Annotated in this window: 10 protein-coding genes; 5 read left to right on the forward strand and 5 right to left on the reverse strand. The window is 39.3% G+C overall.

What is annotated here, in order from left to right; all coding sequences use genetic code 11:
- Nucleotides 1-66 precede the first annotated feature (66 nt).
- Nucleotides 67-714, forward strand: a complete 648-nt coding sequence (locus tag QUB80_RS01425) for a hypothetical protein (protein WP_289787709.1) — start codon at nt 67-69, stop codon at nt 712-714.
- Nucleotides 715-1,785: 1,071 nt separating this feature from the next.
- Nucleotides 1,786-3,108, forward strand: a complete 1,323-nt coding sequence (locus QUB80_RS01430; protein WP_289787710.1) for a sensor histidine kinase — start codon at nt 1,786-1,788, stop codon at nt 3,106-3,108.
- A gap of 19 nt (nt 3,109-3,127) precedes the next feature.
- Here the strand turns inward: QUB80_RS01430 and QUB80_RS01435 are convergent, their stop codons facing one another.
- From QUB80_RS01435 to QUB80_RS01455, 5 genes are all read right to left on the reverse strand, one after another.
- Complete coding sequence (locus QUB80_RS01435; RefSeq protein WP_289787711.1) at nt 3,128-4,996, reverse strand: CheR family methyltransferase; 1,869 nt, start codon at nt 4,994-4,996, stop codon at nt 3,128-3,130.
- Between the two features lie 157 nt (nt 4,997-5,153).
- Nucleotides 5,154-5,723: a chemotaxis protein CheB gene (locus QUB80_RS01440; protein ID WP_289787712.1), complete on the reverse strand. Its 570-nt coding sequence runs from the start codon at nt 5,721-5,723 to the stop codon at nt 5,154-5,156.
- Nucleotides 5,713-6,771, reverse strand: a complete 1,059-nt coding sequence (locus QUB80_RS01445; RefSeq protein ID WP_289787713.1) for a chemotaxis protein CheB — start codon at nt 6,769-6,771, stop codon at nt 5,713-5,715. Before QUB80_RS01445 ends, QUB80_RS01440 begins: the two co-directional genes overlap by 11 nt.
- A 170-nt stretch (nt 6,772-6,941) precedes the next feature.
- Nucleotides 6,942-7,193, reverse strand: a complete 252-nt coding sequence (locus tag QUB80_RS01450; RefSeq protein WP_289787714.1) for a DUF7219 family protein — start codon at nt 7,191-7,193, stop codon at nt 6,942-6,944.
- 1,351 nt (nt 7,194-8,544) lie between these two features.
- Nucleotides 8,545-8,991, reverse strand: a complete 447-nt coding sequence (locus QUB80_RS01455; RefSeq protein WP_289787715.1) for a hypothetical protein — start codon at nt 8,989-8,991, stop codon at nt 8,545-8,547.
- 292 nt (nt 8,992-9,283) lie between these two features.
- Between QUB80_RS01455 and QUB80_RS01460 the strand changes: the two genes are divergently transcribed.
- The 3 genes from QUB80_RS01460 (at nt 9,284) to QUB80_RS01470 (ending at nt 12,712) form a co-directional block, all read left to right on the forward strand.
- The gene (locus tag QUB80_RS01460) at nt 9,284-9,628 is read left to right on the forward strand and encodes a hypothetical protein (protein WP_289787716.1); all 345 of its coding nucleotides are present in this window, start codon (nt 9,284-9,286) and stop codon (nt 9,626-9,628) included.
- A 63-nt stretch (nt 9,629-9,691) separates the two neighbouring features.
- A complete protein-coding gene (locus tag QUB80_RS01465; protein WP_289787717.1) occupies nt 9,692-11,866 on the forward strand; it encodes a pentapeptide repeat-containing protein in 2,175 nt (724 codons plus the stop codon).
- Nucleotides 11,867-12,220: 354 nt separating this feature from the next.
- Entirely contained in the window at nt 12,221-12,712 is a 492-nt protein-coding gene (locus tag QUB80_RS01470) for a hypothetical protein (RefSeq protein ID WP_289787718.1), read from the forward strand.
- Nucleotides 12,713-13,124: the final 412 nt, after the last annotated feature.

Genomic DNA, 13,124 nt, shown 5'->3' on the forward strand with positions numbered 1-13,124 from the left:
TACGGATACGTGATAGCTTGCCCTTCGGTACAATCAAAAAACAAGAGGGAAGTCTCACAAGTAGTCATGAAAAACACTCAGAGTGTACAGGAGCCACTGGCAGTACAAACACCTGCACCCGAAAAAATAAGAAACACTAGACAGATTTCTCTGATCAATCTACTTACGCAATATCCTTGGCTATTGTTGGGTGGTACACTGGTGACTTTTTTGTCTAGTGCTGCTGTAGCTCTGTACAGTCTTGGTTATGTAGGACATATAGAGCCGCAAACTTCAGAAGACACAGCCGCGCTACAAGAATTTGAGCTAGAATCAGCAGCCACTGCATATGCTCAAACTGCCAATGCATCTAATAATCCTCTACCCTTATGGATGATAGCTGCGATCGCTCTGAGTTGTGCAAGCGGATGCTTGATAATTTTCCGCTTACTAAATCATCCAATTAAACAACGAAAAATCCACAGAAATAATAGGCGCTCTCAATCACGCTCTACACAGCGCCCCTTCCCAAAACTGGAACCGCCTCCTACTAAAAATTTACCAGTATTTGTACCGCGATCAGCACGTAAAACATTTACAATGCCAGACGAAAAAAGTCCAGTGGTAACAGTTCTACCACCAGAAGAAAATTTTAACCAGAATCACGAAGAATCTCTAGCCGGAAGCCTAGATATTCGTAAACAAACTTCTTTATCTACCCTTTTACGCAAGTAGTAATTTGATATCCTCTAAAAAATACACATCCCCGACTTCTTAAAGAAGTTTGGGGACTTTAGTATAAATTCTACATTTAATTTAGCTGTTCCACGTATTATTTTTTTATCTTATATTTTGCATTAGAATTATTTATTTTTTTGAGAAACTATCCAATAAAAAGGTTTAGAGATTATTCTCTGCTGAAAGTAACAAAATAGTGATGGATTCTCAGTTTACTACCATTATGTCACTATGTAAGAAATTGAGAGTTTAAGAGAGCGAGAATCAGTATATTACTATTTAAGATTTTCTTTATAAATTGTTAATAAGTTCGCGATCGCACCTTACTGAGCTTAATTAGCCCGCAGGTTTGGTTTAGTTTATATGGCTGTGGCAGTTCTGGTTCACCACTGCATTGGCTCCTCTGTTATGGCGACAACCGTAGATATTTTTTAATCTTAAAGTTTTTAAGTTCCGTAATTACTATTCAAGATATAGTCCAACTCATACTTTAGAAGTTGGTTTTTCTCACTATTGAGGGGATACAAAAGATTAAGAGATTTGTCATTGTAAATCAAAAGACTGTTTTATATCGACAAAGATAAATTCCCTAACAGTAAAGGTGCAAAAAAATTATGCCCTGAGGAGGTTGTCTAAATCAAAACTGAAAAACTAACACTTTATACTTTCAAAAACTTTATTTTGAAATGTCAGAGATGTATTTATCACCTGTGCTTTCAGGATATATTCAAAGATTGAATACTAATAAAAGCTTGGGAGGCGATTACAACACTTAGACCAAGGAAAAATTTTTCAATTTTCATCTCCTTAGATAATAACCATAAACACACATAATTATGAGAATTCGGAGATATTTTGTTTTTTATCCTTGTTTTTAAGGTAATTATGTCCGATAGCTGATTTTTCAAAGCTTAATTTTGATTTATCGTTTAACCCTTATGTAGGTAGACTGTTTCTCTTTTAGAAGCTGAAGGAATAGAAAACTCTTTTTCCCTAGTGCTGATGTGAATTGATAACAAATTTAATAAATTTTATTTAAAAACTATTATGTTCAAAGGAGGTTGCAGCGTGAATGCTTACAAGTTTGCCCAACAAGTAGACATTGTCCATCAACGGGCAAGTGAATTAAATACCCAAGCCTACTCTTCGTCTGAAGCACCATCGCCACTGTTACAAGAGTCACTTGAGGAACTAAACACAGCATTAGAAGAACTTCATGTGGCTGAAGAAGAGCTACGCCAACAAAATGAAGAATTACTGATTGCTCGTCAAGCCTTGGAAGTAGAGCGCAAGCGTTACCAAGAATTGTTTGATTTTGCACCAGATGCGTATTTAGTAACTGATATTGAAGGAAAAATTATAGAAGCTAACCTTACTGCTGCGAATCTATTCAAAATCTCACCAAAATTCCTCAGAGGTAAACTGCTTATTAACTTTATCCCTGAAAATCAGCGTCGAGCCTTTCGTTGCAAGTTATCTCAACTACACAATTTGGAACAAATCCAAGATTGGGAAATCCAAATGCAAACACGAGAAAGGCTTTGCTTTGATGCTGCAATTAGTATTGCTACAATTCGTGACGAGCTAGGCAACCCAAAGGAATGGCGCTGGCTAGTACGAGACATTAGCCTTCGCAAGCACATAGAACAACAAATTCGGGCTATGCAGCTCCAGAACTTACAACTACAAGAAGCAGCAAAGCTAAAATCGCACTTTTTGGCGATGATGTCTCATGAATTGCGTACCCCTATGAATGTCATATTGGGTTTTTCGCAACTGTTGTTACGTCCGCAATACAACCATTTCTCTCCTCAAGCGAGAAGTATGGTGGAACGCATCATCAATAGTGCCAAACACCTGCTAGCGCTGATCGAAGATATTCTTGACTTCTCTAAGCTCGAAGCAGGGCGGTTGGAGTTAAAACTGGAAGAATTTAACTTAGCAGAACTAGTAACTACAGTAACAGAAGAACTGCATTGTTTGGCTGAACAGAAAAATCTGACTTTACACATTCACGTACAACTGCAAGATCCCATCGTTATTAACGACATTAATCGTGTCCGGCAAATTTTGATTAACTTGCTTTCCAATGGCATCAAATTTACTGAGGTGGGTAGTGTCACTGTAGAAGTGCAAGAACTAACAAAAGACATCATAACGCTATCAGTTCAAGATACAGGAATCGGGATCGCTGAAGCTGATTTACAAAACATTTTCCAGGAATTTCGACAAGTTGATCAGTTTCTCACACGTAAACATAATGGTACTGGTTTGGGACTATCTATAGTAGATAAGTTAGTGCGCTTGATGAACGGAGCGATCACCGTAAAAAGTCAATTGGGCGAAGGTTCAACTTTCTGTGTTCAATTGCCTAGAGTAGTAGCAAATTAATTACCTTATCCCCTTGTCTTCACTCTGCGCTGCCCACTTCCTCCATTAACAAGATCACCCCTTGAATTTCTCTGGTTGCACCCAAGGCACGCAATGGGGTGCAGGTAACTTTGCACAAAATTGACTTACCACGACGATTTGTGGCTTCTAGAATCACTTCTGGATCTGGTGACTCTCCTAGCAGGCAATAGCGAATTGGCTGTCTGAGTTGCTCAACTTGTAAACCAATATCCAAGTTAAGAAAGTGTCTGCCTTTAACTTCATCAGCACGTACACCCCAAAGATCTTCACAACGATAGTTCCAAATTTGAATTTGCAAATCTTGGTTGAGAACAACAACTCCACTTTGTAAGCCAGCCAGAATAGATTCTAAAAAAGTATTGACTTGAACTAATTCATCACTGCGCTGACGCAGTTCGTCATTAAGTGTATGCAGTTCTTCGTTGGTTGATTGCAATTCTTCGTTCATCGTCTCCAGTTCTTCGTTGGTAGACTGGAGTTCTTCATTAGTAGTTTCTAATTCTTCAACAGTAGACTGGAGTTCTTCGTTGGTAGTTTCTAGTTCTTCGTTGGTTGATTGGAGTTCTTCATAAGCCGTCTCCAGTTCTTGATTGGCGTGTACTAGGTCGTTTTGTAACTGTTTAAATCGGGTAACATCGGTGAAGACAATTTTTACGCCTAATAACTCCTCACTGCTGCTATCGATTAATGGTATGATATGTACGTCAAAATATCTGGCTTCTTGTTCTACAATTGACCACTCTACATCTTTCAAAATTACAGTACGACGGTTTGTACTAGCTTGGTCAATAGGCGATCGCAACTCTATCGGTCGGTAAGAAATTTCTAAATCTTGCAAGGGACGACCTAGATCCCTAGGATTAATATTAAATAAAGTGCGGGCTTGTTCGTTGGCTAACGCTAGCGAATTGTGGGTATCTACTATCACCTGAGCGATCGGATCGATCTCGAAGGCGGCTTGATTAACGCGGCTTTTGTGATCAACTATATCAAAGTGAGATTGCTGGCTAGTTGGTTGAGTCATACTCAGCAACATATCGCGGCGATTGCCATTTGCTACTTTAGTAAATATACGTCGCCGCAAGTCTAGGGGTGTAAAAGAGTGGTTACGTGCAAATAGCATTTCTGCTTTGCCCAAAAATAGAAAGCCGTGATCGTGCAGGGCAAAGTGAAAGCGATCAAGAATTCTAGCTTGAGTTTCGGAATTGAAATACATCAAGGTGTTGCGACACACCAACAAGTCAATTCTAGAAATGGGTGCATCCTGAACTAAATCGTGGCGACCAAAAATTACGCCGCGACGCAGTTCTTTTTGTACTGTATAGCGCCCACCTGTTCGTTCAAAATACTTTTCTAGTAGTTCTGAAGGAATAGTTTGGATCTCTTTCGGACTGTAATTTGCATGACGAGCATACTCTAAAGCCTCCACATCCACATCAGTAGCAAAAACTTTGACTCGTGCGGTGTACTGTTCCATGCCCAAAGCTTGAGCTAGCAACATGGCTATGGTGTATGTTTCTTCCCCAGAAGCGCATCCCGCACTCCATATCCGAATCGGCTGAGTAATAGGCTTGTTAGCAATCATCCGGGGAATAATTTCATTTGCTATGTATTCCCACGCCTCTGCATCGCGAAAAAAACCTGTGACATTAATTAAGATGGTATTGAAAAGCTCAACAAACTCGTCCGGATGTACTTCCAAATAATCTAAATATTCACTGTAATTTTCAATACCAAAAGTTTGCATCCGTCTGCGAATTCGACGGCTCAAACTAGTGCGTTTGTAACCCCTAAAATCAAAACCACGGTTACGTTTGATGTATTCTAAAAGGTTTTCTAGCTCAGGATTGGCATCCGTGGTACTCATAACGCTATGTAATATTTACTAAGTCAAAATCTTTGATCAATATGTTAAGAAAACTTGACAGATAGAAAATTTTAGCTAACTAAATGTTTAGCAATGTAAAAAATGTTATGTTTAGGAACTTACGTAAACAGAACAATTGTATATAAAAAATCAAAAGTTATTTATTAACTAAGTTAAGTAAAGTAGCGGCGATCGCATCCAAAGGCAAAATATAATCTACAACTCCAGTACTAATTGCGGCATCAGGCATACTGAAAAATTCTGAACTAGCTCGATCTTGAGCAATGACTATACCGCCCATCTCTTTTACTGCCTGTACTCCTGCTGCGCCGTCACTATCTTTACCAGTTAGAACAACAGCAATTACCCCTTCATGAAAACTTGTGGCTGCAGACTTAAACAACACATCCGCAGCAGGGCGGACATAGCGTACTTTTTGTGTATGAGCAAGAGACAAAGTCCCATCTAAATTAATTAGTAAATGTTGGTCGGGAGGAGCAATATATACCGTACCTGATTGTAAAATGTCACCTGTATGTGCTTCCTTGACTACCAACGAGCAGCACCTACTAAAAATATCTGCCAACATACTCGGATATTGCGGACTGAGATGCTGTACTAGGACAATTGGCGCAGGAAAATCTGATGGCAAGCTTGATAAAACCCGACTTAAGGCTTTTAGCCCACCGGCAGATGACGCAAGTACAACTATGTATTTATATGTCATTCAAATCATGAATTACTGTTTCGCTTTCTAACTCAGAAGCTATACTTTGTTCTCCCACACCATCTTTTTTTACTAGTACATCTCTAATTACAGCAGCGCGTTTTTTGGCTTCTTTGGCATCCTTTTCCAATCGTTTGGCGGATAAATCATGATTGCGAGCGCGCATTCGTTGAGCCATGCGAAGTGACAGAGAAGATTTCTCTTCCAGCGCCCTCAAAGCAATCCACAAAGCATCCTCCAAAGCATCAGATTGCTCTGCCAAAAGGCTTTCAGAAGAGAAAGCATGCCCCGTGCGACAGCGAAATCGTAACAAATCTCCATCTTGAATTTCCCAAAGAGTACCACCACAGGCAGGGCAGGAAAAACTTGATGGTTCACCAACTCTATTGCCATTTTCTACAGCATCCATATCCAACTCCGCTATATCAGATTCAAATTCAATTTCATCTGGTACAGAGTTATCTACTTCCTCTTCCACAGAAATCTCAGATAGCTCTACCAAAATAGATGGAATGTCCGCTAACGGCAGAATATAGTCTATCTTGTCTACGTTCTTGATCGCACTGCGTGGCATCCCACTATACATAGCATCATCGGGATGTTGAACTACCGCTACTCCACCACGCATTTTCACCGCCATCAGTCCTGCTGTACCGTCGTCAAGTACACCTGTTAGTACCACAGCAACCACCCGCCGTCCGTAGCTTCGCGCTGCTGTCCGAAACAACGGATCAACAGCCGGACGATGGCTGTTCTCTGTTGCTCCCCGTGATAAGCTCAAATATCCAGACTTTACTAATAAATGATAGTTTGGCGGAGCAACATAAATTCGTCCTTGAATAATGGCGTCGCCATCTTTAGCATGAGATACTGGTAAATTTCCAGATCTACTTAGGATGCGGGGTAAAACGCTCGTACCGTGAGCCGGGACATGAAGAACGATAAGTATAGCAGCTTTTATATCTGGAGGTAAGTTTTTTACCAGATAAGTAAGGGCTTCAACTCTACCTGCTGATGCTCCGACAACGATTATATCGTGTCCAGCCATGTATTCCTTCAATTTTTTCAAAGCAGCGCCAGTGAAAACGCTGCTGATTTAAATCTAGCAAAATAGAGATATTTGCTTATATAACTTGGGGAAGGAAATTTGAGAAAAGAATACAAGTATTCCTTGCTAAGGCTCCTAACCTCTAGATCCAACTTCTAGAACTAACTCTACTACTTTACTTCGTTACCAATACCTAACTCTTTTTTACTATGTTTTAACTGTTTCCAAAGGATTTGAATTTGCTTGTAAGCTTCTTCCGGGGAAAGTTTGCCCGCCGTTTCTAAAGCACTAATGTAGCCTATTTTGCGTGCAAATTCTTGCAAATTCGCATTAAAAGCTAAATACTTTGGTTTAAATTCTCCATGATAATGGCTTTGAGCATAGATAAAGTTATTTTTGTCTTGTTGATTTGATGGTATCACCTTATTCCACTAAATCTATCTTTTGATTGATGAACTATAAGTATTAAAGCAGTAATTAACTATATTTAGCCTGTATCTTTTTATATAAAATGATTCTATCTAGAGCTATACTTTTCATCCATATAAGATTGAATTTACAAATACCAGTTTTATCCTGGGTATCGTCGATAAAATTGACCAAAGTAGAATAAATGTTTGGTATTGCATACGTACAATATCTATTATTCTGTTTCAGAACACTCCAAAAGCACTACCTCCAGTACTTTATAGTAGCCATAAAACGAAACAACTAATATAGTTTAGTTATTGTTATATCAGGTTATATACTGTGACAACAAAACTTGAGAGGTCATTTATAGTAGGGTGTGTTACGGCTATGTAGGAATTTGAGCGTTTAAGAGAGTCAGATTAACCGTAACGCACCACATTTATGGGTGTGTTAAAGCAGCGCGTAACGCACCCTACAGTTATAAATCATCTCTGAATAACGCTAAATTTTATTATTTAAGTTACTAAAAAAATATAGTTATTTTCACTCATGTAATTACATTTATAATAAGTTATATTGTGGATTGTTTTAGTAAGAGCTTTTGCATCCATCCCAAAATATTGCTCCCTAAGAATAGGAATGTTCAGCTTTAAGGATGAGGTTGTAGGATTACAGTTTATGTATTATCAACCATTATGTCCTTTTTACATTTGTACTAGCGTGCTCAGGTTCAATTATTGTCATAAATTTTGTAGATTGATTCAAAAATGAAGTCAAAAATCATATAAATGTGGCTTGTGTGTACTTAATACAGCCAAATTTATACGTTATTTTAGGTTGTCATCCTAGTACTTTATAAACAATTGTATGTAAATAGATATAAATATTATGTTTATTCAAGATGTGCTGATTTGTTTACAATTATCTATAGACTGCTTTACAGCCAAGAAACCTTCTGATTGTCTATCTAAGCCTATTTGTGAGTGTGCTCATCCAGGAAAAGAACTTCAATGTGAAAATTGTGAACATCTAGAGGCTTGTCTTTCTCGTTTTCAGCCTCTTCAATCTCACCATACTGAGAAAGTCATCAACTGTGACTATGTAGCTTGACTATGAAGCTTCTTTTGGGATGAGACACCCAATCTTGGAAACATCAGAGTTTCAAGTTAAATTGGTGTGAGCATTTTGCCCATACCACAAGATTTATACTTAATACACTAAAATTAGCTGGTAGTCCACTAAATACAGCGCATTTCATCTAGATAAAGTACATTACCCCACCCTATTGGGTAGCTCCGCTTACCAAGGGGAACCAGTGCGGTGGCTCTCCCACTTCACAAATGACCAATGACTAATAACGATTTACTTATTTGCCTTTTTCTGTTGTGAAATTGATAGGGTATATGTATGCTCTTCTTTAGCTAATTCCCCCACATGGAGTGAATAGGTTCCTTTTGGCCAATAACCAGACATCTCTGGTTTGCCTCCAGAGTAACTATCTGCTAGTACACAAAAGCGTCCTCCAGGCCCGTCAATCAAAAGTGTTGGCTTTCCAGGACTTTCTACGGTTAACCTTAAATAAGGCAATGATTCTGTTACTTGGATAACTTGGCTAGGTGTAGCACCAATGTTACCACAGTTGGTGGTGTTTTGACCTCCAGACTGACCTTTTAAAATAAGTGGATCTGGCTCAAAATTAGGATTAATTTTTACAACTTCTGCTTGACTAGAATTAGCACTGATGAAAACCAAACTCATTGCCAAAATCAAGACAGAAGGAACACTCTTAAATAAAGTATGTAGCTTCATAGTTTATGGTATTTATATTGCTCTTGATGATTTAAAGAGCGATAATCAGACTTACATATTCTTATATTCTAAATTTACAGACGGTTACAAATTTATTTTGTTCCGGTGATATCTGTATAAAATTTTGACGAACTACTGAAATTTTTCCAAGTTAATCAAAATAAACACAGAATTTTTTATTAGCGATCGCTAACTTCAATGCAAAGACTTTCGCTAAGATCGCTAAACAACAGCCAACGATCAATGTAGCTGTTATGTAGTTGAACAAGTTTGCTAACTGAGGTCAAAATATATGAATCCTCAACCTGAAGAAGATTTGCAACACCGCCTGCAAAAATTAGAGGCAGAAATTAATTCATCTTCCGAGAAAATCTCTCAGACTCACTCAAAACAGCAGTCGTCTCAATCTGGTTTACCAAATGTTAATTTACCATTAGAACGATTATTAAATTGGTTTAATACCTTATCTGGAACAGCAAAGCTCGTAGCCGTGAGTGTAGGGATTTTATTAGGCTTTGCTGTCTTGCAAGCTGTACTCAGATTTGTCAGCTCGGCAATTAGTTTGGCACTTTTAGCAGGACTAGTGTACTTTGGATACAAATTTATTGTATCTAGTAGCCGACAGCGCAAGCAATAGTATATTAAAACACGGCTAGATAGCATATGTATAAATAAATTCAGGGAAAAAGGGAAATATGCAATGACAAGCCCAATTGTGAGGAGAATTAGTAATCAATCGAGTCCCAGTCGTTCAAACAACGAACCAGAAAAAAATAAATCGTCGCGTTTTACTACTAGGCGCATTGCCGCTTGGGCAACGGAAATGTCATTAGTAGTTGTCAGTAGTTTTGTGCCTTTTAGTATCGGTACATATCTTAATTCTAGAACTGATATCAACCGAGTTCCGCTTAACCCTGTACTGATAGTTACAGAAAGAGAAATCGCCCGCCCCTTAGCTTTACCTATCAGCTACGGTACACGCAACGTTGCATGGCCGACAAATTTCTTGTGGACAGTAGCAATATTAGCACCCCTAGCAATTTCCGGTTGGCAGCTATATCTTCTTGCTAAAACAGGTAGTGGTATAGGCAAACGTAAGTATGGTATTCGAGTTGTTAACGAGCAAGGAGATCCCCCAGGGATTGTAGCTGTTCTAGTGCGCGAAGGTATTGGTCGTTGGACTTTGCCTGTAACCGCAGCCTATCTGCTTTGGCACTACAGCCCATTTTTCCCCTATTTAGGTGCTTTTATTGCTTTAAGTGGCTTATTTATCTTGGCAGAAGGAACTGGTTTCTCGTGGCAAAAAGGACGCCGTGCCTTGCATGACACTATTGCAGGTACTTATACTATAGATGCAACGAAACCGTTTACACTTGAGCAACTGCAAGAGAATACACACGAGCAGCCTGAGTGGACAAAACAAGGTGATGAAGACGCGGCGATCGCATCAATTGTGATGACGCCAGAAACAACTCAACCAGAAGCCACCAATCAATGGACGCAGTTTCGACGCAACCCAAATATGAAACTTTTGGGAATAGCGTTTTTGAGTATGACTGGTGTGTTGATAACTTTAGTAGGCACTCAAATCTATATCCAAACTCAACAAAATCGACGGATCACAGAGCAGCGCAACAGCCAACAATTTCTTGCGATCGTCAACCAATTAAATCCCAACTCTACTGCCACAATTGAAGAACGCCACAGTGCCATCATGGCAATGGGAACGCTCAACGATCCTCAAGCAATCCAATTTCTTGTCGGTTTATTAGCTAAAGAAACCGATCCCACCAGCTTAGAAACAATTCAACAAGCACTATCGAATATCGGTGCTCAAGCTATCCCCGATTTAAAACGCATGAATTTGTCTCTGGCTGCCGAACTAGAGTCCATAGGCAGTAGCCCTTCAAGCGAACAGCAATTACGACAACGACGCTTACAAGCAAACCAGCAGACAATTAATAAAATTCTTGCACTTTATAGTGGTAAAAATAACGATATAGATCTCAGCCGGGCGGTATTATCCCAAACCGGATCTGGAGATACTCCTTTATTCAACTTAGTGCTAGACAAAATTGACTTATCGGGAATAAATTTCAAAGGTGCAAATCTATCAACAGCTAGTTTGAAAGGTAGCAGCTTCCGAGGAGTCGGAAAAGATGGACGCTGGGATACCTTTGACGATTGGATTGCAGACTTGAGCGGTGCTCAGATTAAAAAAGCCAATCTCAGTGAAGCTAATCTGAGCCGGGTTTTAATGGTACGTACAGATTTGAGTCGTGCTACCCTCAACAAAGCTAATTTATCGAATGCCCGTTTGGTTGGTGCAAATTTAAGTAGCGCCCAGTTAGTAGGGGCTGATCTCCGTGGAGCAGTCTTAGAAAATGCTAGCTTGACAGGGGCTGATTTAGGCGAAGCAAAATTGAACGATGCCGATTTGTATGCTGCTCGCTTAGGGCGTGTGATTGCGATCGGTACACAATTATCCTTTGCTAACTTGAGCAAAACCGATTGGCAAGCAGCAGATTTATCAGGAGCAGATTTAGATCGTGCTAATCTCAGCCATGCCAACCTGAGTGCAACTCGTCTCACTAATGCGAATTTGCGCTCTGCTAATTTAGAAGGTGCTAACTTCCGAAACGCCGATTTAAGTCTTGCAGATTTACGGGATGCCAACCTAACAGGTGCCGATTTTCAAGGCACAATCCTCTTTCCTAACAAACAAGATCCCACAGATCAATTTGTTCAAACCCCAACTATGGGTTCGCAATCTGCTGTAGTCAAAGGAGTTGATTTTAGCCAAGTGAAAAACTTAGATACTAAGCAATTGGCTTACATTTGCACTCAAGGTGGTATTCATCCCCGATGCCCGTAAGATGGAAAGAAAATATTTTCAGTTTTCTGGTACTAACTCATCTAAAAATAGGAGCTATGGGCAAGAGGTTAGCAACTAGGGAAGAGAGAATTTCCTTAATTCGTTGTGTGATGAAATCATCATGAGTGTCTAATTTTTGAACATTACAAAATCTTAGATTCCCTCTAATTCCCTGTTAGAAATTAGGGGGATGGGGGGTATCATAATTAGGAGGTATTTAGAGAAAAATACATTACTAACCCTTTGCATGAACCAGTTACTAATGGGAAGTAAATGCGCAGGACAGATTCCCAAAAACGAACTGGTTCCCACTAACTGTTAATCTAAAATCTCAATGGTGTGAGGAATCGGGAAATGAGGCGTCTTACAAATTTAGTGTCAGTGCTTTTGGCTGGTTCAATTTTGAGTTTGACTCAATTTACCCTACCAGCTCATGCTCAAGCAGCCTACGGTAGCTATGTAGGTATAGGCCCAGCAGTTGGCTTTGCAGACGGTGCTAGAATCGGAGGAGTTGTTGCCTTTCGTTACAAACTTTTGGAATCGCCAATTTCTCTGCGCGGACAAGCGTTCCTAGCCGATAATGTAGCACTTGTACCAACAGTTTCCTACGACTTCCCCTTGAATTGGCAAACTGATGGGTATTTGGGAGCTGGGCTAATCTTTGCTGGCGGTGATACGCCCTCTCCTGTAGGTAATAAAATTAGTTTTGCCTTACAACCAGGTATTGATTACGTTGTACCCAATAGCAACACTGTTCTTTTTGGCAACGCGATTATTGGCTTTGATGCTTTACGTAATGGAGGCACAACATTCTCCTTACAAGGTGGTGTCGGCTGGAGATTTTAATTGTAGGGCTAGGGGCTAGAGAAAATAGATGTTCATGCCCTGTTTATGTGATTGATCGCATGGGATAGCTAGATTATAGGTCAGTCAAAATAAATTAAAAATATAGACCCCCGATTTCTATAAGAAGTTGGGGATATTTGCAGTTCTAATTAATACTTAATATAATACCATTTCACGTTAATTACGATACATATGAATTTTGCCCAGACGCGATATATGACGTCATATTGCGTCTATACACGGTTTGTATTTGTATCAATTTTTTTGTGAAATTAGTATAACTAAAAATGCCTTAATCTTATTGGAAACTAGGAGATTTGCAATTTGTTAATATAGAGCCATTGGTCGTTAAAAATAAAACTTTAATGTAGCGGCGGATTTTAAATTTTTTAACCAAAACATATAAATATCA

It is taken from the genome of Chlorogloeopsis sp. ULAP01, assembly GCF_030381805.1.
Lineage (GTDB): Bacteria > Cyanobacteriota > Cyanobacteriia > Cyanobacteriales > Nostocaceae > Chlorogloeopsis.

What these genes read in the sequence shown, in the direction of transcription:
- QUB80_RS01460 (WP_289787716.1), top strand. Translation starts at nt 9,284, where the DNA reads ATGAATCCTCAACCTGAAGAAGATTTGCAACACCGCCTGCAAAAATTA.
- QUB80_RS01425 (WP_289787709.1), top strand. Translation starts at nt 67, where the DNA reads ATGAAAAACACTCAGAGTGTACAGGAGCCACTGGCAGTACAAACACCT.
- QUB80_RS01445 (WP_289787713.1), bottom strand. Translation starts at nt 6,771, where the DNA reads ATGGCTGGACACGATATAATCGTTGTCGGAGCATCAGCAGGTAGAGTT.
- QUB80_RS01465 (WP_289787717.1), top strand. Translation starts at nt 9,692, where the DNA reads ATGACAAGCCCAATTGTGAGGAGAATTAGTAATCAATCGAGTCCCAGT.
- QUB80_RS01470 (WP_289787718.1), top strand. Translation starts at nt 12,221, where the DNA reads ATGAGGCGTCTTACAAATTTAGTGTCAGTGCTTTTGGCTGGTTCAATT.
- QUB80_RS01440 (WP_289787712.1), bottom strand. Translation starts at nt 5,723, where the DNA reads ATGACATATAAATACATAGTTGTACTTGCGTCATCTGCCGGTGGGCTA.
- QUB80_RS01455 (WP_289787715.1), bottom strand. Translation starts at nt 8,991, where the DNA reads ATGAAGCTACATACTTTATTTAAGAGTGTTCCTTCTGTCTTGATTTTG.
- QUB80_RS01435 (WP_289787711.1), bottom strand. Translation starts at nt 4,996, where the DNA reads ATGAGTACCACGGATGCCAATCCTGAGCTAGAAAACCTTTTAGAATAC.